The 20,192-nt window shown below is 71.1% G+C and carries 22 protein-coding genes and 1 tRNA gene; 15 read left to right on the forward strand and 8 right to left on the reverse strand.

The window, feature by feature from the left end; all coding sequences use genetic code 11:
• Positions 1-36 precede the first annotated feature (36 nt).
• From AVP41_RS15570 to AVP41_RS15585, 4 genes are read left to right on the forward strand one after another with little or no spacing between them, the layout of a single operon-like run.
• Positions 37-885 (forward strand): L-ribulose-5-phosphate 4-epimerase, encoded by an 849-nt coding sequence (locus AVP41_RS15570; protein WP_231902794.1) that lies wholly within the window; start codon positions 37-39, stop codon positions 883-885.
• Complete coding sequence (locus AVP41_RS15575) at positions 882-2,474, forward strand: xylulokinase (protein ID WP_067166770.1); 1,593 nt, start codon at positions 882-884, stop codon at positions 2,472-2,474. The genes AVP41_RS15570 and AVP41_RS15575 overlap by 4 nt, the downstream gene beginning before the upstream one ends.
• 31 nt (positions 2,475-2,505) lie before the next feature.
• Positions 2,506-4,008: an L-arabinose isomerase gene (gene araA, locus AVP41_RS15580; protein ID WP_067166773.1), complete on the forward strand. Its 1,503-nt coding sequence runs from the start codon at positions 2,506-2,508 to the stop codon at positions 4,006-4,008.
• 5 nt (positions 4,009-4,013) lie between these two features.
• Positions 4,014-4,964, forward strand: a complete 951-nt coding sequence (locus tag AVP41_RS15585; RefSeq protein WP_067166777.1) for an aldose 1-epimerase family protein — start codon at positions 4,014-4,016, stop codon at positions 4,962-4,964.
• An 18-nt stretch (positions 4,965-4,982) separates the two neighbouring features.
• On the opposite strand, the gene AVP41_RS15590 is transcribed toward AVP41_RS15585, so the two are convergent.
• The 3 genes from AVP41_RS15590 to AVP41_RS15600 all read right to left on the reverse strand — a co-directional run bounded on the left by AVP41_RS15590 (position 4,983) and on the right by AVP41_RS15600 (position 6,263).
• On the reverse strand, positions 4,983-5,498 hold the full coding sequence (locus AVP41_RS15590; protein ID WP_067166780.1) for a hypothetical protein: 516 nt from the start codon (positions 5,496-5,498) through the stop codon (positions 4,983-4,985).
• A 2-nt stretch (positions 5,499-5,500) separates the two neighbouring features.
• On the reverse strand, positions 5,501-5,911 hold the full coding sequence (locus AVP41_RS15595) for a DUF4383 domain-containing protein (protein ID WP_067167257.1): 411 nt from the start codon (positions 5,909-5,911) through the stop codon (positions 5,501-5,503).
• A 151-nt stretch (positions 5,912-6,062) separates the two neighbouring features.
• The gene (locus tag AVP41_RS15600; RefSeq protein ID WP_067166783.1) at positions 6,063-6,263 is read right to left on the reverse strand and encodes a hypothetical protein; all 201 of its coding nucleotides are present in this window, start codon (positions 6,261-6,263) and stop codon (positions 6,063-6,065) included.
• A 114-nt stretch (positions 6,264-6,377) separates the two neighbouring features.
• Here AVP41_RS15600 and AVP41_RS15605 point away from each other — a divergent pair, with 114 nt between their 5' ends.
• Complete coding sequence (locus AVP41_RS15605) at positions 6,378-6,809, forward strand: YdeI/OmpD-associated family protein (protein ID WP_067166787.1); 432 nt, start codon at positions 6,378-6,380, stop codon at positions 6,807-6,809.
• 20 nt (positions 6,810-6,829) lie between these two features.
• Here AVP41_RS15605 and AVP41_RS15610 read toward each other — a convergent pair whose 3' ends face one another.
• The 4 genes from AVP41_RS15610 to AVP41_RS15625 all read right to left on the reverse strand — a co-directional run bounded on the left by AVP41_RS15610 (position 6,830) and on the right by AVP41_RS15625 (position 11,014).
• The gene (locus AVP41_RS15610; RefSeq protein ID WP_067166790.1) at positions 6,830-8,656 is read right to left on the reverse strand and encodes a carbohydrate-binding domain-containing protein; all 1,827 of its coding nucleotides are present in this window, start codon (positions 8,654-8,656) and stop codon (positions 6,830-6,832) included.
• 15 nt (positions 8,657-8,671) lie between these two features.
• Positions 8,672-9,448, reverse strand: a complete 777-nt coding sequence (locus AVP41_RS15615) for a polyphosphate polymerase domain-containing protein (protein WP_067166793.1) — start codon at positions 9,446-9,448, stop codon at positions 8,672-8,674.
• 37 nt (positions 9,449-9,485) lie between these two features.
• A complete protein-coding gene (locus AVP41_RS15620; protein ID WP_067166796.1) occupies positions 9,486-10,091 on the reverse strand; it encodes a DUF4956 domain-containing protein in 606 nt (201 codons plus the stop codon).
• 77 nt (positions 10,092-10,168) lie between these two features.
• A complete protein-coding gene (locus AVP41_RS15625) occupies positions 10,169-11,014 on the reverse strand; it encodes an SDR family NAD(P)-dependent oxidoreductase (protein ID WP_067166799.1) in 846 nt (281 codons plus the stop codon).
• A 125-nt stretch (positions 11,015-11,139) separates the two neighbouring features.
• Between AVP41_RS15625 and AVP41_RS15630 the strand changes: the two genes are divergently transcribed.
• The 6 genes from AVP41_RS15630 to AVP41_RS15655 all read left to right on the forward strand — a co-directional run bounded on the left by AVP41_RS15630 (position 11,140) and on the right by AVP41_RS15655 (position 14,520).
• Positions 11,140-11,790, forward strand: coding sequence for an asparagine synthase (locus AVP41_RS15630; protein WP_067166802.1), 651 nt, complete (start codon positions 11,140-11,142; stop codon positions 11,788-11,790).
• 69 nt (positions 11,791-11,859) lie between these two features.
• Positions 11,860-11,932, forward strand: a tRNA-Arg gene (locus AVP41_RS15635).
• 156 nt (positions 11,933-12,088) lie between these two features.
• Positions 12,089-12,676 carry a DUF3060 domain-containing protein gene (locus AVP41_RS15640; RefSeq protein ID WP_067166805.1) on the forward strand — a complete coding sequence of 196 codons (588 nt, stop codon included), beginning with the start codon at positions 12,089-12,091 and terminating at the stop codon, positions 12,674-12,676.
• A gap of 1 nt (position 12,677) precedes the next feature.
• The gene (locus tag AVP41_RS15645) at positions 12,678-12,956 is read left to right on the forward strand and encodes a DUF4190 domain-containing protein (protein ID WP_067166808.1); all 279 of its coding nucleotides are present in this window, start codon (positions 12,678-12,680) and stop codon (positions 12,954-12,956) included.
• A complete protein-coding gene (locus tag AVP41_RS15650; RefSeq protein ID WP_067166811.1) occupies positions 12,953-13,669 on the forward strand; it encodes a response regulator transcription factor in 717 nt (238 codons plus the stop codon). The genes AVP41_RS15645 and AVP41_RS15650 overlap by 4 nt, the downstream gene beginning before the upstream one ends.
• A complete protein-coding gene (locus AVP41_RS15655; protein ID WP_067166813.1) occupies positions 13,666-14,520 on the forward strand; it encodes a sensor histidine kinase in 855 nt (284 codons plus the stop codon). The genes AVP41_RS15650 and AVP41_RS15655 overlap by 4 nt, the downstream gene beginning before the upstream one ends.
• Before the next feature lie 25 nt (positions 14,521-14,545).
• Here the strand turns inward: AVP41_RS15655 and AVP41_RS15660 are convergent, their stop codons facing one another.
• Entirely contained in the window at positions 14,546-16,456 is a 1,911-nt protein-coding gene (locus AVP41_RS15660; RefSeq protein WP_067166816.1) for an alpha-amylase family protein, read from the reverse strand.
• Between the two features lie 83 nt (positions 16,457-16,539).
• Between AVP41_RS15660 and AVP41_RS15665 the strand changes: the two genes are divergently transcribed.
• The 4 genes from AVP41_RS15665 to AVP41_RS15680 all read left to right on the forward strand — a co-directional run bounded on the left by AVP41_RS15665 (position 16,540) and on the right by AVP41_RS15680 (position 20,182).
• Positions 16,540-16,905: a VOC family protein gene (locus AVP41_RS15665; RefSeq protein WP_067166819.1), complete on the forward strand. Its 366-nt coding sequence runs from the start codon at positions 16,540-16,542 to the stop codon at positions 16,903-16,905.
• Positions 16,902-18,386 carry an L-serine ammonia-lyase, iron-sulfur-dependent, subunit alpha gene (locus AVP41_RS15670; protein WP_067167259.1) on the forward strand — a complete coding sequence of 495 codons (1,485 nt, stop codon included), beginning with the start codon at positions 16,902-16,904 and terminating at the stop codon, positions 18,384-18,386. The genes AVP41_RS15665 and AVP41_RS15670 overlap by 4 nt, the downstream gene beginning before the upstream one ends.
• A 140-nt stretch (positions 18,387-18,526) precedes the next feature.
• Positions 18,527-18,988: an Hsp20/alpha crystallin family protein gene (locus AVP41_RS15675; protein WP_067166821.1), complete on the forward strand. Its 462-nt coding sequence runs from the start codon at positions 18,527-18,529 to the stop codon at positions 18,986-18,988.
• Positions 18,989-19,159: 171 nt separating this feature from the next.
• Positions 19,160-20,182 carry a DUF2804 domain-containing protein gene (locus AVP41_RS15680; RefSeq protein ID WP_157532536.1) on the forward strand — a complete coding sequence of 341 codons (1,023 nt, stop codon included), beginning with the start codon at positions 19,160-19,162 and terminating at the stop codon, positions 20,180-20,182.
• Positions 20,183-20,192: the final 10 nt, after the last annotated feature.

Here is a 20,192-nt window from a genome sequence, read left to right on the forward strand (position 1 = left end):
ATCAGGTATGTTACCGGTAACATGGCGGAGTGATCGATGACCGATCGCGCGAGCACGATGGAGTTCCCCGTGAGCCAGCAGGATCCGAAGACCAGCGCTTCCCCGGCGACCAGCGCTTCCCCGGCGACCAGCGCTTTCCCGAAGACCAGCGCTTCCCCCGCGACGAGCGCCTTCCCGGCCGAGGTGGAGGCGGAGATCGCGCGCGTCCGCGCCGACGTCGCGGCACTGCACGCCGAGCTCGTCCGGTACGCGCTCATCGTCTGGACGGGCGGAAACGTCTCCGGCCGCGTACGCGTGGGCGACGACCCGGAGCGCGACCTGTTCGTCATCAAGCCGTCCGGAGTCTCGTACGACGACCTGGCGCCGGAGAACATGATCCTCTGCGACCTCGACGGCAACGTCATCCCGGGCACCCCGGGAAGCGACCGGTCGCCCTCCAGCGACACCGCCGCACACGCCTACGTCTACCGGCACATGCCCGAGGTCGGCGGCGTCGTGCACACGCACTCCACGTACGGCGTCGCCTGGGCGGCCCGCGGCGAGGAGATCCCCTGCGTCATCACGGCGATGGCGGACGAGTTCGGGGGCCCGATTCCCGTCGGACCCTTCGCGATCATCGGCGACGACTCGATCGGACGCGGGATCGTCGAGACGTTGCGAGGCCACCGGAGCCGCGGCGTGCTCATGCAGAACCACGGACCGTTCACGATCGGGGCCTCGGCGAAGGACGCCGTGAAGGCCGCAGTCATGCTCGAGGATGTCGCCCGCACGGTGCACATCGCACGCCAGGGCGGTGAGCTGATCCCCCTGCCGCAGGAGGCGATCGACGCTCTGTACGACCGTTACCAGAACGTCTACGGACAGAACACGGACGACCGCCGATGAGCGCCGCCGACGCCCGTGAGCAGATCGTCCGGGCACGCACGACGCTCGGGATCGAACTGGGATCGACCCGCATCAAGGCCTGCCTCATCGACGCCGACGACCCCACCACCGTCCTCGCCGTCGGCAGCCACGAGTGGGAGAACGCTTTCGTGGACAGGCTGTGGACGTATGCGGAAGAGGAGGTCTGGGCGGGCCTGCGCGCCGCGTACGCCGCCCTCGTCGACGACGTCCGCGCGCGGCACGGCGTTCCCCTGGAGACGGTCGGAGCCCTGGGCGTGTCCGCCATGATGCACGGCTACCTCGCTCTCGACGGGGAAGGACGGCTCCTCGTCCCCTTCCGCACGTGGCGCAACACCAACACGGGCGCCGCGGCGGCGGAGCTCAGCGAGCTGCTGGGCGTGAACATCCCGCTCCGCTGGTCGATCGCGCACCTGCGCCAGGCGATCCTCGACGCCGAGCCCCACGTCTCCGCGATTCACGGCATCACGACGCTCGCCGGCTTCGTGCACGAGCGCCTCACCGGACGCCGCGTGCTCGGCGTCGGTGACGCCTCCGGCGTGTTCCCGATCGACAGCGCCACGCGTGATTACGACGAACGACTCGTCGCGCTCTACGACCAGCGCACGGGCTCGGCCCCGCGCCCGCTTCGCGACCTCCTGCCCGAGGTGCTGGTCGCGGGCGCCGATGCCGGACGGCTCACCGAGGACGGCGCTGCGCTCCTGGACCCCACGGGAACGCTCCGGCCGGGTATCCCCTTCTGTCCGCCCGAGGGCGATGCGGGGACGGGAATGGTCGCCACCGCGTCGGTCGCACCGCGGACCGGGAACGTCTCGGCGGGAACGAGCATCTTCGCGATGGTCGTCCTGGAGAGGCCCCTCGCGCACCCCCACCACGAGCTCGACCTCGTGACCACGCCCGCCGGCGATGCGGTGGCGATGGTCCACTGCAACAACGGCGCGAGCGAGCTGGCGGCCTGGGTCGACCTCTTCCGCCGCTTCGCCGAGGCAGGAGGCTCAGCGCTTCCCGCCGATGCCGTCTACGGCACGCTTTTCGCCGAGGCGCTGGCCGGTGAGGCCGATGCCGGCGGGCTGCTGGCCTACAACCATCTCGCGGGGGAGCCGATCGTCGGCACCGATGAGGGCAGGCCCCTCGTCGTCCGCACGCCGGAGAGCAGGCTCACCCTCGCGAACTTCATGCGCGCGCAGCTCTACGGCGTGTTCGCGACGCTCAGCCTCGGCATGCGGGTGCTCGACGGCGAGGGCGTCGAGCTCGACCGGATGTTCGCCCACGGCGGGATGTTCCGCACCGCCGGGGTCGCGCAGCGTTTCCTCGCTGCCGCCCTCAACGCTCCCGTCGCCGTCGACGACCGCGCCTCGGAAGGCGGAGCGTGGGGGATCGCGGTGCTCGCGTCCTACCTCATCGACGGCGAGGGCGCGGCCCTCGGTGACTACCTCGCCGATCGCGTCTTCGCGGCGACCGCCCTCACCGTCGCCGACCCCGACCCGGCCGACGTGGCCGGGTACGCCGCCTACCTCGACCGATACGCCGCGGGTCTCGCCGCCGAGCGCGCCGCCGTCGAGGCTCTCTGACCCTCTTTCCCCTCTCGACTAGGAGTTCCTCATGGCCCTCAACACCTCGCTCGATTCGTACACCGTCTGGTTCGTCACCGGCAGCCAGCACCTCTACGGGGAGGAGACGCTCCGCCAGGTCGCGGCGCAGTCGCAGGCGGTCGCGGAAGGCCTCGCCGGGCTCCCGGTCCGCGTCGAGTGGAAGCCGGTGCTCACCGACTCCGACGCCATCCGGCGCTTGGCTCTCGACGCCAACGCCGACGACTCGGTCATCGGCGTCATCGCCTGGATGCACACCTTCAGCCCCGCCAAGATGTGGATCTCGGGTCTGGACGCACTGCAGAAGCCGCTCCTCCACCTCCACACGCAGGCCAACGTCGAGCTGCCCTGGGCCGACATCGACTTCGACTTCATGAACCTCAACCAGGCCGCGCACGGCGACCGCGAGTTCGGGTACATCCAGACGCGGCTGGGGGTCGCCCGCAAGACCGTGGTCGGCCACGTCTCGAACCCGGCGGTCCTCCGGCAGGTGGAGGACTGGCAGCGGGCCGCCGCCGGCTGGCAGGCCGTCCGCACCCTCAAGCTCGCCCGCTTCGGCGACAACATGCGCTATGTCGCGGTCACCGAGGGCGACAAGACCGAGGCCGAGCTGCGCTTCGGCGTGCAGGTGAACACGTGGGGCGTCAACGAGCTCGCCGACGCGGTCGCTGCCGCCTCCGACGCCGACATCGACGCTCTCGTGCAGGTGTATCTCGACGAGTACGACGTGGCTCCGGAGCTGCGACCCGGTGCCGAGCGGCACAGCTCGCTCCGCGACGGCGCCGCGATCGAGCTCGGGCTGCGCTCGTTCCTGGAGGAGGGCGGATTCGGCGCGTTCACGACCTCGTTCGAGGACCTCGGCGCACTCACGCAGCTTCCGGGGCTCGCGGTGCAGCGGCTCATGGCCGAGGGCTACGGCTTCGGCGCCGAGGGGGACTGGAAGACGGCGATCCTCGTCCGCGTCGCCAACGTCATGGGGGCGGGCCTCCCGGGCGGGGCCTCGCTGATGGAGGACTACACCTACGACCTCGTCGCGGGGGAGGAGAAGATCCTCGGCGCCCACATGCTCGAGGTCGCCCCGTCGCTGACGAGCGCGCGTCCCCGGCTGGAGGTGCACCCGCTCGGCATCGGCGGCAAGGACGACCCGGTCCGCCTCGTCTTCACCGCCGACCCGGGGCCTGCGCTGGTGGTGGCGATGAGCGACATGCGCGACCGCTTCCGCCTCGTCGCCAACGTGGTCGAGAACGTCGAGGCCCCCGATCTGCCGCAGCTCCCCGTGGGCCGCGCGGTCTGGAAGCCGGCGCCGGACTTCGCCACGAGCGCGGCGTGCTGGCTCACCGCCGGTGCGGCGCACCATACTGTCATGACGACCGCCGTCGGTATCGAGGTGTTCCGTGACTTCGCGGAGATCGCCCGGACCGAGCTCCTCGTGATCGACGAGGCGACGACGGTGCGTGACTTCCAGCGGGAGATCCGTTGGAACCAGGCCTATTACCGACTCGCACAGGGACTCTGACACTCATGGCACGCACTCCGCTCTCCGGCACGCAGTACACGCTCCGAGCGGGTGATGACGAGGCGGTGATCGCGAGCATCGGGGCCTCCCTGCGGCTCTATCGCCGCGGCGGCCGCGATCTCGTGGTCCCCTTCGATGCCGACGAGGTGCGCCCGGGCTACCGGGGCGCGACGCTGGCGCCGTGGCCGAACCGCATCGTCGACGGTGCCTACACGGTCGAGGGCACGGCGTATCAGACGGCCCTGACCGAGCCCGAGCGCCATCACGCGCTTCACGGCCTGGTCGCATGGCTCGATTTCGAGGCGATCGATCGCGGCCCTGATCATGTGACCCTCGCCGCGGTGATCCAGCCGCAGCTCGGCTATCCCTGGCGGGTGCGAGTGGAGACGACCTACACGCTGGCGGCGGACGGTCTCACGCAGCGCGTCGCGGCCACCAACGAGAGCGACCGTCGGGCCCCGTTCGGCACCGGTCCCCATCCCTACCTCGTGGCCGGGTCGCATCCGCTCGACGAGTGGATCCTCCACCTCCCCGCCGACGAGGTGCTGGAGGTCACGGCCGATCGCCTGTCGCCGGTGGCGCTGGCGGGAGTGGACTCCGACGCCGAGCGCTTCGACTTCCGCACGCCCCGCGCGATCGGCGTCGCCGAGATCGACCACGCGTTCACCGCGTTGCACCGGGACGACGCGGGCGCCGCGACGGTGCGCCTGACCGATCCCGCCGATGGCACGGGCGTCGCGATCACGTGGGATCGGGGCTGCCCGTGGGTGCAGGTGCACACCGCCGACCAGCCCGGCGGCCCGGGGGCACCGGCGCACCGGGCCGGGCTGGCGGTGGAGCCGATGACGTGCGCTCCCGACGCCTTCAACGCGGACGCCTACCCGTACGACGCCGGACTCCTCCTGATCGAGCCGGGAGCGACCGCGGGGGCGTCCTGGCGGATCTCGCCGCTCTGAGCCGGTTCCGCGGCGAGATCAGTGACCGTGGCCGTGGTCGGTGACGAACGTGTGCGCGCCGTGGTCAGGGGCCAGGCGTCCCGCCTCGGTCGAGGCGAGCGCGGGCGTGACGAGGGCCGCGACCACGACGGCCGCCGCGAGGAGGCCACCCATCCCGGACCCTGACGACGCCCGGCGGGGTGCCGCCGGGCGTGCGCTGCGACGGAGGACGACGGCGGTGGATGCCCCCGCGACGGCGGACAGTGCCGTGGCGACCGCCACCGCGAGTACCGACACGTGGACGGCGTCCACCGCGAGCGCACCGGCGGTCAGGAGCACTCCCGACACGGCGATCCCGATGCCGAGGCGGGGGTGGCGCGCCCGGGAAAGCCACACCACCCCCCAAGCGAGGGTCGCCGCTCCCGCGACCGCGAGGACGACGCCGTAGGGGCGGCCGGCTCCGCTGGAACCGGCGGTGAGCATGCCCGCGCCGGTGGCCAGCTGGATCAGCCCCGCGCCCCACGACGCGAGCGCCGGCCACGCCTGCAGACGCATCGTCAGGCCGTCAGCGTGCGGCCGTGCGCGCGCTCGGCGCCGATTCCCACACCCAGGAGCACCAGAGCGCTGGCGAGGTGCAGGAAGTGGTCGAAGGTGTTGAGGGCCAGGATGTTCGCGGCCGTACCGACGAGGAAGAAGCCGGCGATGCCCAGGAGCAGGTACGCGGCGCCCACGACGGTGTTGGTGGCCTTGGCCGCGCGAGCCGACGACAGTCCGGCGATCAGCAGGGCCGCGCCGATCAGCAGGTGGGCGACGTTGTGGAGCGGGTTGACCTCGAAGATCCCGAGGAGGAGCCCGCCGCTCGTGGAGAGAAAGCCGACGCCGCCGGTGACGGCGAAGCCCAGCGCGCCGACCAGCAGGTAGACGGCTCCGAAGACGGTCGCGACGAGGCGATTGGGTGACGTGCGCATGAGAGAGACCTCCGGTCCGGACGCGACGGTCGCCGCGTCTCGGGAGTTGTTCGGCACCGAGTCCCGATCGGATGGGCGGCACGCGGAGCCGGACAGCAGAAAGGCCCCGGAGTACTCTCCGAGGCCCTTCGCATTCCGTGAGGTCGTCGCCTCACTTCTCGTCGCGCAGGTGCTCCTTGATGTCGTTGCGCCGCTCGACGGATTCCTTCTCGGCCTCGGCCTTCCTCACGTTCGCGTCAGCCTTGGCCTCGTCGACCTTGTCGCCGATCTTGTCGGTGGTGTCCTCCCACCCCTCCTTGATCTTGCGTCCGGTCGTTTCGGCGACCTCTTTGGCGTCGTCCATGAATCCCATGACGTCTCCCTTCTGGCAGGCCACCACGAATCGGTGGTGTCACCGACCCTACGTGCCGAAGCGAGCCGGGGCACCGGGGTTGTCAGTGCCGATCGCGCGTGCTAATCACAGGACATGCGTTTCGAATCCGTCATGCGGCTCCAGGGCAACAACACCGGCATCGAGGTCCCGCCGGAGGTCGTCGAGGCGCTGGGCGGAGGGAAGCGGGCAGCGGTGGTAGTGTACGTCAACGGCTTCGAGTACCGGTCCACGATCGGGGTCATGGGTGGGCGGTTCCTCATCCCGTTCAGCTCGGACAAGCGTGCCGCGAGCGGGATCGCGGGCGGCGACGCCATCACGGTCGACCTGGAGCTCGACACGGCTCCGCGTACCGTCGAGGTGCCCACCGATCTCGCCGAGGCGCTCGATCGCGCGGGAGTGCGTTCGGCCTTCGACGGTCTGTCTCCGAGCGCCCGCAAAGCCCATGTGACGAACGTCGAGAGCGCGAAGGCCGCCGAGACCCGCGCGCGTCGCGTCGAGGCGATCGTGGGCACGCTCGGCGGCTGACTGCCCGCAGCGGCGGGCGCTCAGGGGCGCTGATCGTCGCCTCTGTCGCCTCCACCCATGCCTCCGCCTCCGCCCGGGCCGCCCCTCTCGGAGGAGGTCTGTTCTCCCGCCACCGCCGTGGCCAGCGAGGACGGCCCGGCGGATCCGCGCTCCGACAGCCCGCCCAGGACCGTCGTGCCGGCGGAACCCCCCGACGTGAGGGTGTAGGTGTCCCCGTTGACGAGCGACGGGCCGGAGTAGACGACGCTCTGGGTCTGCTTGCTCGTCGTGAAGGTCGCCACCTCGTCGCCCGAGGAGTCGACGATCGTGAGCACCGTTCCGGCGCTGACCGCGCTGGGCAGCGTGAACTGGACCGAGGCCTGGTCGGAATCTGCCGAGGGCGCCAGGGCCATGCCGGACGACCCCGCCGCCAGCAGCACGCCGCCGGAGATCGTCGCCCCGCCGTCGACGTCGAGTGCGCCGTTGTCGTTGCGGGTCGGACCGGACACGACGACGGTGCCGCCGGTCTGGGTGAGCGTGCCCTGGTTCACGTCGAGACCATCCCCTTCGGCATCCACGAGGAGCGTGCCGTCGCTGATGATGAGGGTGAGCTCGGCACTCCCCGCGTCGGGTTCTGAGACGTTCACCCCGTCGTCGCTGGTGGTGATCGAGGTCGCACCGCCCGAGAGGGTGATCTGGCCGCCTTCGAGGCCCTCCACCGCCTGCGTCACGGTGACCTCTCCGGCCGAGACCACCAGCTGCAGGTCGGCGTGTACGCCATCGTCGCCGGAGGCGAGGGTCAGCGTCGCTCCCGCCGCGTGCACGTACGCGTTCACGTTCACCGCGTCGTCGGCGGCGTCGATGTCGATCGTGCCGCCTTCGAAGACGGCGATCACCCCCGCCGAGACGCCCTTCGCCCCGCCGTCGGGGTCGCCGGTGCCGGCGCCGCCCCCCGAGACGATCGAGAGGGTTCCGCCGGTCGTGACGACATCGGTGGCGGCATCGATCCCGTCATCGTCGCTGACGATGTCGACTGTTCCCGCCGCCGCCAGCACGTAGCCGCGGGCCGCGTCTTCGTCGTTGTCGGACTTCAGACCGTCGCCGCCGGCATCGACCGTGATGTCGCCGCCCCGGATGACGAGGTAGTCCTTTCCGCGGATGCCGTCGTCGGCGGCGGTCACCGTGAGGGCGCCCGACTGGATGACGAGGCCATCGCTGGAGGCGATGCCGTCGTTGCCGTTGCCGGTGACATCCAGAGACCCGGAGCCGGTGAGGGTGAGGTCGGCGGAGCTGTACAACGCGGCGTTCGCGTCGGCGTCGTCGGCGTAGCTCGATGCGTCGCTCAGGCTGTTCGTCGACCCGTCGGCAAGGATCACCACGGCCTCGTCGGCGGCGCGAACGTCGATGGCGGCACCGGCGGTCGTGTCGATGTCGACGCCGTCCAGGACGAGGCGCACCTGGCCGTCGGTATCGCTGTCGACGATCACCTGACCGCTGTAAGACCCGGAGAGGACATAGGTTCCCGGCTGCGAGATGACGACGGTCGCCCCGTCCACCGCGGCGCCGTCACCGGTGACCGTGGCGGCGGCGCCCGAGAGGGCGACGGTGGTCGCGCCGTCGGCGTCCCATTCCGCGTCGTCGCTCGTGTCGTGGGTCTCCTGGTCGCCGGCGAGGACGTCGGCGGCGGTCTGCATCGCGTCGGTCGTCCCGGTCGCCGAAGAGGTCGTCTCGGTGGTCGAGGAGCTCGTCGTGGAGCCGGGCGACGAGGTCGTCGCCACGGCGGAGCAGCCGGCCAGGGTGAGGCCGAGGGCCAGGGCCGGGGCGGCGAGCAGCCAGACGCGGCGGGCAGTGGAGGAGGTGGAGGTCATCGGAGGTCCTTTCGATCACGCGGCCGGGGAGGTGACCGTCGCGGCGGTGAAGTGGCGCGTGAGGACGCGGCGCCATTTGTGGGAGGGGAGGGAAGGGTGCAGCGCCGCCATCCCCGTGCCGTACTTCGATAGGGAGGCCGGGCGGTACCCGTGCCGCCAGAGAGTGCGGTCGAGTGCTCCGGCGCGCTGGCCGGACTTCGTCTCCATGATCACCGAACGCGGCAGCTGCAGCCGGGTGCCGTCAGCGCCGATCCAGGTGAGGTCGACATCGATCGTGGCCCGCGAGGCATCGCCGGCTGCGGAGGGCGGCAGGAGCAGCGTCACGCGACGGTAGCGGGTGAGGAGCACGGGCGTGAGGCGGTGGGCGAGCTCGTCGGCGCCGGGGATCCCCGCGTCGGTGAGCAGACCGGTGGCGTAGGCGACGGCGTCCGCGTCCAGCCCGTCGCCGATCACCGGCACGCGGTCCTTGACCGTCGCCGACCGCGCGCCGCGGGTCTTCACCTCCAGGAACGAGCCGCCCGAGTCGAGATAGGTGCGCGCGCGCACTTTGAACCGCCGGCGACGTCCGCGTGCGGCGCCGAAGTAGCTGTCGAAGTCGGGGGTGTCGAAGTACTGCGAGGCGTAGCGCAGGGCCCGCTCCCCACCGATCTCCAGCACCTCGCTCTCCGCCGGGAGGCCGGTGAGCACGGCCGGGAGAGCGGGCGCGGGGAGGATGTACTTGCGGTCGACACGGGTCTGAAGCCCGGCGGCGGCGTTGAGCGTGTCGAGGTCGACCGTGCGCAGGCCGTCCAGGCGGCTGAGCGGCGCGGGCGCGTCGACGGGGCGGCGCTCATCGGGTCACCTGCGCGATCGACTCCGGGAGGGGCTCGGCCACGGCGGGGACAGAGCCGGAGGGGCGGGCGGTGTAGCGCACGTCGACCGTCGTGGTGTCCGAGACGAAGTCGAGGTTGCGCACGGTGAGCCGGTGCACTCTCGCGCTGAGGAGAGACTCCACCGCGAGGCGGGCCTCGTCCTCGTCGGGATAGGCGCGGTCCAGCACGAGAGTCTGCTCGCGCGAGCGACGCAGCAGCGCGGGGCTGTCGACGATCGCGAGCACGCCCACGACCAGCGTCATGAGCCCGGCGGTCGTCCAGGTGACGCTGGTCGACAGTCCTGCGACGAGCCCCAGCGCCAGCGCCGCGAGGTAGTAGGCCATCTCGCTCTGCTCGATCTCGCGGGAGCGCAACCGGATGATCGACAGGACGCCGAAGAGACCGAGGCCCAGGCCCGCCCCCACCGTCGTGTCGGCGAGCACCATCGAGACGGCGAGCACTCCGACGTTCACCCCGACGAAGGCGACAGCCAGGTCGCGGCGTCGGTGACGCGGGTAGTAGACCCCGAAGGAGAGGATCGCGATCGCGGTGAGGTCGATGGCGATGATGGTGAAGGGATTCATCTGGGCTCCTGACGTGTGTCCGGATTCCATGAAGCCCGTCGCTGCTATGCGCCTTCTATGTCGCTCGCCAGATGCGGTTACGAATCGGCGACAGGCGTCGTGGTGTCGATCGCGTCGCGGAGCGGGCGCCGCATCGCGCCCCAGTAGTGCACGGGGGTGAGCCGTGTGAGGACGTCGACCAGGCGCGCCTCCCGCCCGACCATGGTCCGTGCGCGCCGGGTGAGCGTCGCCTCGACGATCCGGCGCGCGGCGGTCTCCGGCTCGGTGTGGTACATCCGCGCCTGAGCGGTCGCGGCCCGCTGCGCGATCGCGGGGTCCAGTGCCGCCGCGTAGCGCCCGTGCAGGATGATGCCCGTCTTCACCCCGGCTGGATAGACGGCGCCCACGGTCACGGTGCTCCCCTCCAGCTCGTGCCGCAGCGCCTCGCTGAACCCGCGCACCGCGTACTTGCTCATCGCGTAGGGGATGCGGCCGGCGGGGGCAGCCAGGCCATAGATCGAGACAAGGTGCGTGATGTGGGCGGCGGGCTCGCGGCGGAGGGCGGGCAGGAGCGCGCGGGTGACGTTCACGGTGCCCCACAGGTTCACGTCCATGAGCCAGCGCATCTCCTCCATCGTGAGCTGATCGAGGCTGCCGAGCATGGAGGATCCCGCGCACGTGATGAGGGTCTGGACCCGTGGGTGGCGGCGGGTCACCTCGGCCACGGCGTCGCCGACGGCCTCGTCGTCGCGGACATCGACGGGGTGCGTCGTGTGGCCGGCGCCGGGGAGGGTCGCTGCGACCGCGGCGATCCCGTCCTCGTTCCGATCCAGGAGGGCGAGGCGGGCACCGCGCTGGGCGAGTTCGCGCGCGACCTCGGCCCCCATCCCGCTCGCGGCCCCCGTGACGACGCTCGTTGCGCCGCGGACGTCCAATCTGGGCATCGTCGCCTCTTCCGTTCCGTCGCCTCGTGCGACCCGAGGTGTCCTGCGGGCCCGGGCGGGATTTGATCCGCCGTCGGCCTCGATTCTCCTCGATCCGGTTCCGTAGGATCGATAGCGGGAGAATCGTGGCTGAGAAGCGGAAGCGGGTGCGCACCCGCGATGTCGTCGCCGAGGGGTTGTACATCGCCTCCGCGGCCACGCGGCTGAGCCTGAAAAACCGCATGCTCATGCACATCCTCGCCGATGGGGAGGACTTCGACGTCGAGCGCTACCTGCCCGAAGCGCGGGAGGCGCTCATCACGCTGGCCGACGAGGCGGAGGCGGACGCCGCACGCACCGAGCGCGAGCGCAAGCACGCGCGGGGGCGGCACAGCGACTCCGACGGGACGCACGACTACCGCAGCCGCGACGTGCGCAACCTGCGCCGCCGCCAGAAACAGTCGCTGCACGTTGCCCACGAGCTGCGCGAGCGCGCGGGGGACGAGGAGGAGTTGCGCAAGCTCATCCTCGATGCGCGGGACGTCGCGTGGGCGGAGGTGGCGAAGAACATCGACCGGACGCTGCGCATCGAGGCGGCCCGTCCGGACCTCGATCCCGACTACGAGCGGATGCGGGCGGCCCGGATGCAAGCGCTGCGCCTCGTCGACCTTCCCAAGCTCACCTCCCGTCGTCGCAGCATGGTGAAACAGCGCGAGCTGCGTGAGGCCGGGGAGGAGCCGGGGCCGGTGGATGTCGCGTCTCCCGCGCCGTCGTTCGACCCCGCGGAGCTCGAATAGCTCGCCGATTCGTCGTCTCGCCCGGTGTGGGGTATTCTGGACGCTGGCCTTCGCGAGAGCGGAGACCATGCGCCCGTAGCTCAATGGATAGAGCATCTGACTACGGATCAGAAGGTTAGGGGTTCGAGTCCCTTCGGGCGCGCACTGTGTTGAGACAGTCACGAGAGCCCCGCGGCATGCTGCGGGGCTCTCGTCGTCTCCGCGGCGTCGTGACGGCGGCGGCGATGTCGCAGATCTGCGACACGGCTGCGACACCGTCGCGACCACCGGTGCCCGCCGCCCCGTTACCGTCGATGCCATGAGAACACCGCAGCCCACTGCTCCCGCCTCGTCGCCGCGTCGTGCCGGCCTCGCCCGGTCGATCTGGACGCTCGCGGCGCTCGGCGCCGTCTCCCTCGGTCTCGCCGGGTGCACGGTCTCGTTCGAGCCCGCCCGCGAGAAGCCGTCCCCGGCGGCCTCCGCCCCCACCGGCACCCAGACCGGCGCGGATCCGGCCGACCCGGACCCCTCCGCGACCGACGCGGGCAACGGCGGCACCGAGACCGACCCCGCTGCCGCGGCGCGGGCCACGCGTGACCACTGGCAGTCGCGGGTGTCGGGCGTCGTCAGCTGCGTCGACGGCCGCGCCGACGTGACCGCCGACGCTACCGTGCTCCAGATCACCGACGACTGCGACACCGTGACGGTGGAAGGCGCGGGCGTTGTCGTCCTCGCCCGCCAGGTCGGGACGCTCACGGTGGGCGCCGATGCCTCCACCGTCATCGTCGCCGGGGCCGACGCGGTCGAGGTCACGGGGGTCGGCAATGAGGTGTTCTGGGAGAGCGGATCGCCCGTCGTCTCCGACACCGGAACGATGAACGTCGTCCTCCCGGCCGAGGAGCGCTGACATGCACACGCTGCCCGCCGCCGCTCCGGCCTTCGCCCCCGCCCCGCAGCCGCGCCGCACCGATGGCCTGGCGATCGCGTCGCTCGTGACGGCCCTGTGCGGCCTGGGGATCGTCCCGGTCGTGCTCGGCCACGTGGCACTCGGACGCATCCGGCAGACGGGGGCCGACGGAACGGCGCTCGCCGTCATCGGACTCGTCCTGGGGTACGCGACGATCGCGCTCGGCGTCGTGTTCTTCCTGATCGTCGGCGCCGCCGTCTGGTGGGGCGTCACGCAATGACTCCCGCCGCCGCGCCGTGCGTGCTCCTCGTCGACGACGAGGAAGCGATCACCTCGACACTCGCGCCCTACCTGGAGCGCAGCGGCTTCCGGGTCGTGGTCGCCTCCGACGGGGAGCAGGCGCTCGAGGCGCTCGGCCGGGAGGTGATCGACATCGTCGTGTCCGACGTGATGATGCCGGTCCTCGACGGTCGTGAGCTCGTCCGTCGGCTGCGCCGCGAGGAACGGTGGACGCCGGTCATCCTCCTCACCAAGATCGACGCGTCGTTCGAGCGCGTCGCGGCCCTCGACGACGGGGCGGACGACTACCTCGGCAAGCCGTTCGATCCGCCGGAGCTCGTCTCCCGCATCCGTGCCGTGCTCCGCCGCACCACCGGCGGCCGTCCCCTCGTGAGCGCGCCGACGCTCCTCGCCGATGGGCTCGAGCTCGACCGTGCCGCTCGGCGGGTGCGCGTGGAGGGAGATTCGCGGGAACTGACCCCGAAGGCGATCGCTCTCCTGGACTACCTCATGGCCCACCCGGGCGAGGTGCACACACGGGAGCACCTGCTCCAGGCGCTGTGGGGGTTCGAGTTCGCCGTCACCACGCGCGCCGTCGACCATCGCGTCGCCGAGCTCCGCCGGGTGCTCGGCGACGACCCGCAACGGCCGCGCTGGATCGAGACGATCGCGGGCGTCGGCTACCGTTTCGCGGGGGAGGTGAGGGCCGGATGAGCGGCTTCCTGGGAGGGACGTTCGTCGTCGGGGTGCCCGTAGTCACCGCCGCCGTCGTGGTCGTGCTCGTGGTCGCGCTCGCCGTGCTCGCTCTGTGGTTCGGTCGCCGCGCGGGGCGACGCGGTCGCGAGGACGCGTACGCACGCGGCCGGAGCGAGGCCGAGGCCGCCGAGCGCGACGCGCACCGGCGGTTCCTCTCCCGCCTCGATCACGAGCTGAAGAACCCCGTGACCGCGATCCGCACCGCGCTGGCCGCCGAACAGGGCGAGGAGTCCTCCCCGAACCTCACCGTCGCTGCGGCCCAGGCCGACCGGCTCGCGCTCCTGGTCGGAGAGCTGCGAGCCCTCGCGTCGCTCGAGTCGCGGGAGCTGGACCGCGAGCAGGTCGATGTCGCCGCGATCGTCCGCGAAGAGGCTGATGCCCTCGGCCGTGAGCTGGCGGCGCGCGGCGCCGCACGGGAGATCGCGGTGGACCTTCCGACCGCCCCCTGGCCGCTCCCGGAGATCTCGGGGGATCCCGATCTGCTGGCCGTCGCCCTCCGCAACCTGCTCGTCAATGCCGCCAAGTACTCCGACGAGGGGGCGCGGATCGAGGTGCGGGGCGTGGAGGAGACGGGCTGGCTCACGATCGAGGTCGCCGACACCGGGTGGGGGATCGCCGACGACGAGCTCGCCCAGGTGTGGGACGAGCTCTGGCGCGGTTCCCATGCGCGCAAGGTCGAGGGCTCCGGCCTCGGTCTCTCCCTCGTCCGTATCGTCGCGCACAAGCACGGCGGCGATGTCGCCCTGCGCTCGCAGCACGGACGCGGCACGAGCGTGCGGCTGCGTCTGCCGATCCGCGCGGGAGCCTGACCCGAGCCGACGTCGTCCGGTCGTCTCAGACGGGCCGGACCCGCAGCCACACGAAGCCGTGTGCGGGAAGGGCGATCCCGTCGTCGAGGTCGATCTCGGCGTCGTGCACCAGGTCGTGCGCCGTGCGCTCGAAGCCCGACAGGGTGAGCGCGTCGATGGCGACCTCGGCATCGCCGACGTTGGCCAGCACGAGCACGCGCGTCGCGTCGTCCGGCGCGGGACGTTGGAAGCCGACGACGCTCCGATACGGCGTGTGGAAGGGGAGCAGGGCGTTGCCGGCGAGCTCGGGCGTGGACTGCCGCACGGAGATGAGCTTCGTCATGCGACGGAAGACACGTCCGGGCACGGTCGTGTCGTCGTTCTTGGCGGCATAGCGGTCGCGCGGTCGTTGTCCCCGGTGCACCCAGCGGCTGTCACCGCGGCGGACGGGATCGTCGGCGTAGGTCGGGTCGTTCAGTTGCGCGACCTCGTCCCCGAGATACAGGAGCGGGATGCCGCCGGTCGCGAGGGCGAGGGCGTGCGCGAGGACGACGCGGTCCTCCCCGCCCGGGTCGCCCGCCTCGATCCCCGCCAGTGACGCCGTCGTCCCCGACACCCGGGCGTCGCCGGTCTGCGGGTTCTCCTGGAACGGCACGCCGCGTGCGAAAGACCCCTCGAAGCGCCCCACGTAGAAGTCATTGAGGAACCGGCGGTGGGAGGCGCCGTCGATCCCGAGCTCGGCGGCGTCCTCGTCGGCGAAGGTCCAGCCGATGTCGTCGTGGCTGCGCACGTAGTTGACCCATGCGGTGCCGTCGGGAAGCTCGTGCCGGCGGTCGAGGGCCTGTTGCAGCAGGCGTGCGTCACGGGTGGCCAGCGCCTCCCACGTGAGCGCCATCTGCAGCGGGTTGTAGGAGATGCGGCACTCGTCGGGCGAGAGGTAGCTGACGACCTCATCGGGGTGGACGATCGCCTCGGATTTGAAGATCAGGCCGGGCGCCCCCATGGCGAGCACCGCGTTGAAGGCCTGCAGGAGCAGGTGCGCCTCGGGAAGCGATTCGCAGGCGGTGCCGAGCCGCTTCCAGATGAAGGCGACGGCATCCATCCGCAGCACGTCGACACCGAGGTTGGCGAGGAAGAGCATCTCGCCGGCCATCGCGCGGAACACCCACGGGTTGGCGTAGTTGAGGTCCCACTGGAAGTGGTAGAACGTCGACCAGATCCAGCGGCCGTCGGGGAGCTGCACGAACGAACCGCGATGATCGTCGGGGAAGATCTCCCGGGTCGTCCGCTCGTAGGCGTCGGGCATCTCCCGGTCGGGGAAGATCAGGTAGAAGTCCGAGAACTCGGGGTCTCCGGCCACCGCCTTCTGCGCCCACTCGTGCTCGTTGCTGGTGTGGTTGAAGATGAAGTCGAGGACGAGGGAGATTCCGGCCAGCCGCAGGTCCGCGGCGAGCTCGGTCAGCTGCGCGATCGTTCCCAGCCTCGGGTCGACCCGCCGGTAGCTCGACACGGCGTATCCGCCGTCGTTGTCTCCCTCGGGACCGGCGAACAGCGGCATGAGGTGCAGGTAGGTGAGGCCGAGCTCGCGGAAGTAGGGGATCTGGTCGCGGATCCCGGCGAGGTTCCCGCCGTAGCGATCGACGTAGCAGACCCCGCCGAGCATGCGCTCCGACTGGAACCAGTCCGGAGCGGCGGTGCGCTGCCCGTCGCGCACCTTCAGATCGAGGGGGCGCGCGTTCCATGAGGCGCAGGTGAGAGCGATCGTCTGCGCGAGGGCTGCCTGTCCGTCGGGGCGGTCGGCGTACAGGCGCGTGAACAGGTCGTGGAGGCGGGGGAACTGCGCGTCGAACCGCTCGAGGAAGGCGTCGTCGAGACGACCGGCGTCGGCCGCGGCCGCCAGCGCCGCGATGCGATCGTCCTCGAGTGCGCCCAGCGGCGTGTCGTTCCCGGTGAGCATGGGGCTCCTCTCCCTGCCGACAAGCCTAGAGGGATAGCCTGGGCGGCACCGACCCTCGCCCGCAACCCGCAGAGGAGCCCACGATGCGCCTTCTCCAGGTGGCTCAGCACGCCGACGATCTCGACCGCGCCGCCGATTTCTACACCGTTCTTCTCGACGCGCCACCGGTCGCCCGGTTCGACCCGCCGGGTCTGTTGTTCTTCGACCTCGACGGCACGCGGCTGCTGCTCGACCGGGGTGCGCCCTCGTCGCTGCTGTATCTGCGCGTCGACAACGTGCACGAGGCGATCGAGCGGCTCTCGGGGATCGCCGAGATCGTGTCGCCGCCGGCGGTGATCTTCGTCCACGACGACGACACTCTGGGACCGGCCGGGCACGAGGAGTGGCAGGCGTTCATCCGCGACACCGAGGGAAACACCGTCGGCCTCGTCGCGTGGCAGCGTCCGTGAGCGCCTACGTCTCGGCGTTCGACCTGTTCTCCGTCGGGATCGGGCCCTCCAGTTCGCACACCGTCGGCCCTATGCGCGCCGCGCGCCTGTTCGCGGCGGCACTGGGCGAGGTGGGGGCTCGGGTCGCGCGGGTGGAGGGAGAGCTCTTCGGCTCCCTCGGTGCCACCGGCATCGGGCACGGGACCCCCGACGCCGTCGTGGCGGGGCTGCAAGGCGCCGACCCCGAGACCGTGGATCCCGCGGTCGTGCGGCACGCCTGGAGCACGTGGCGCGACGGCGCGCCGCTGGCGCTCGCCGGGGTGCACCCGGTTCCCTTCTCCCGGGGAGACATCCGGCTGTCGCCGCGTGTGCGCCTCCCCGGTCATCCCAACGCCCTGACTCTCCGGGCCTTCGACGGGGCGGGCGAGCTGTGTGCCGAGGAGACGTACTACTCCGTCGGCGGCGGCTTCATCCGTCGCGAAGGGGAGGACGCGTCGGTCTCGCGGGCCGCCGTGCCGCATCCGTTCTCCTCGGCGGCCGAGCTGCTCGCCCTCTGCGACGAGCGGGGATGGACGATCGCCGAAGTCGCGCGTGCCAACGAGGAGGCCACGCGGAGCGAAGCGGAGGTCGCTGCCGGCCTCGACCGCATCTGGGACGCCATGGCGGCGTGCATCGATGCGGGTCTCCACGCCGACGGCGTGCTCCCGGGCATGCTCAAGGTCACGCGTCGCGCGGGAGCCATCCGTGCGCAGTTGGAGGCGGCGGAGAGCGAGGGCCGCAGGGAGCTCCCCGGCGAGTGGCTGGGCGCTTTCGCGCTCGCCGTCAACGAGGAGAACGCCTCGGGCGGGCGCGTGGTGACCGCGCCGACCAATGGTGCCGCGGGGATCCTGCCCGCCGTCGCGATGTACTGGTGGCGCTTCCTCGCAGACTCCGGTCTGGGCTCGGGCAACGCGGTGACGCCCTACGGCGAACTCGTCGGATCGGCGCTGCTCGGGCTGCATCCGCCGGTGGCGGAGCCGGACGCGGGCGAGTCGCCCGAGATGACCGTCGAGGCCAACCGGCGCCGGGGCATCCGCCGGTTCCTGCTGACGGCCACGGCGCTGGGGTCGCTCTTCAAGGCCAATGCCTCGATCTCCGGTGCCGAGGGCGGCTGTCAGGCGGAGGTCGGCTCGGCGTGCGCGATGGCGGCGGGAGGGCTCACCGCCGTGATGGGCGGGACGAATCGGCAGATCGAGAACGCGGCCGAGATCGCGATGGAGCACCATCTGGGGCTCACGTGCGATCCGGTGGGCGGGCTCGTGCAGATCCCCTGCATCGAACGCAATGCGATCGCCGCATCGACCGCGGTGACGGCGGCGCGCCTCGCCCTGCGCGGTGACGGCAACCATTTCGTGAGCCTGGACGCCGTCGTGGAGACGATGCGGCAGACCGGGATCGACATGTCGCACAAGTACAAGGAGACGAGCGAGGGCGGGCTCGCGGTCAACGTCATCGAGTGCTGACCGGCGGGCGCGGAGGAGGACGTTCGCCCTCCGAGAACGCTTAGCACTCGAAGGGCGAGAGTGCTAATCTGAGATCAGTTGAGCCGCAACGACTCAACTTTGAGACCACTCAGATGAACACAGACACAAAGGAGAGAACAATGGCCACGTACGACCCGTTCCGTGACCTCGACCGTCTCGCGTCGACGCTCTTCGACACGCGCCGCGGCCCGCGACGGATGCCGATGGACCTGTACCGCGACGGCGACCACTACGTGCTCACTGCCGACCTTCCGGGCATCGACCCGGGCTCGGTCGACATCGACGTCGACGGTCAGCTGCTGACGATCCGCGCGGAGCGCACCCTCGCCGCCGGCGACGGCGTCAAGTGGATCACCCGCGAGCGCGAGGCGGCCAGCTTCCTGCGCCAGCTGAACCTCGGGCAGGGCATCGACAACGACGGCATCGCCGCGACCTACAGCAACGGCGTGCTGACCGTCACGATCCCGGTGAGCGAGAAGGCGAAGCCGCGCAAGGTCACCGTCGTCTCCGAGGGCACACCGGCGACCCTCCGTGCGGAGGAGTCCTCGAAGGAGCAGGACCCGCAGCCCATCGAGCAGTGACACTCGCGCAGTGACGCCCCTGCAGTGACGCTTCTGCAGTGACACCCCTGCAGTGACGCTTCTGCAGTGACACCCGCGACCGCCCCGCGTCGGAGAACCGACCGGGGCGGTTCGGCGTTCCAGGCAATAGACTCGCTGCACCCGTCATGCGGACCGTCAGCAAGGATGCCGATGCCCGATCCCTCGTCACGAGGCGAACCGTCCCGCTCGCAGCACGAGCGAGAGTTGACCGAGCCCGTTTCGCTCACGCGCGGCAACGGCCTGCTCAATCCGGCGGCGGTGGGTTTCGCGCGTACCCCGCTGGTGGACACCTCCGGCATCGACGGCCGCCGTCACTGGGGGCGCAACAAGCGGTGGGAGTACTGGAACGTCATGACGCCCGCGCACATCGTGGCACTCACGGTGTCGTCGCTGGACTATGCCGCCGTGCACGAAGTGTGGATCTTCGAGCGCGAGGGTGAGCGGAGCTGGGGAAAGTCGGCCACCGTCGTGCCCGCGCGCGACGTGGACCTGCCCCGGTCGCTCGGGTCCGGCCCCGTGATCGCGAAGGCGAGCGATCTGGCCATCGCCCTCACGCCGGGGGCGGATTCCTGGCGGCTGTTCGCGGAGATCCCTGACGCGTCCTTCGACATCACCGTGACGCGCCCGCCGGGGCACGAGTGCCTCGCGGTCGTGGTGCCGTGGTCGTCGAAGCGGTTCCAGTACACGGTGAAGGACGTGGCTCTGCCGGCGGCCGGGGTGATCACCATCGAGGGCGTGGAGCACCCGGTTCCAAGCGGTTCGTGGGCTGTGCTCGACCATGGCCGGGGCCGCTGGCCGTACGACGCCCGCTGGAACTGGGGCGCCGGTGCCGGCGTCGACGGGGAGCGGACGATAGGGATCCAGGTGGGCGGCAAGTGGACCGATGGCACCGGCTCCACCGAGAACGGCATCGTGATCGACGGGGAACTGCGCAAGATCTCGGTTCCGCTCACGTGGGAGTACGATCTCGCCCGCCCTCTGGATCCGTGGCGTGTGCACGGCGGCGGGCTGGAGGCCACCTTCACGCCCTTCTACGACAAACGCTCCGCGATGAGCCTCGGAGTGCTCTCGTCGCGCACCGACCAGTGCTTCGGGGTGTGGGAGGGGGAGTTCGCCGGGATGGCTTTCTCCGGCATCGAGGGATTCGCCGAGGACGTCCACAATCGCTGGTGACCTCGTAGGC

Origin of the sequence: Microbacterium sp. TNHR37B (assembly GCF_001620065.1) — a bacterium.
Lineage (GTDB): Bacteria > Actinomycetota > Actinomycetes > Actinomycetales > Microbacteriaceae > Microbacterium.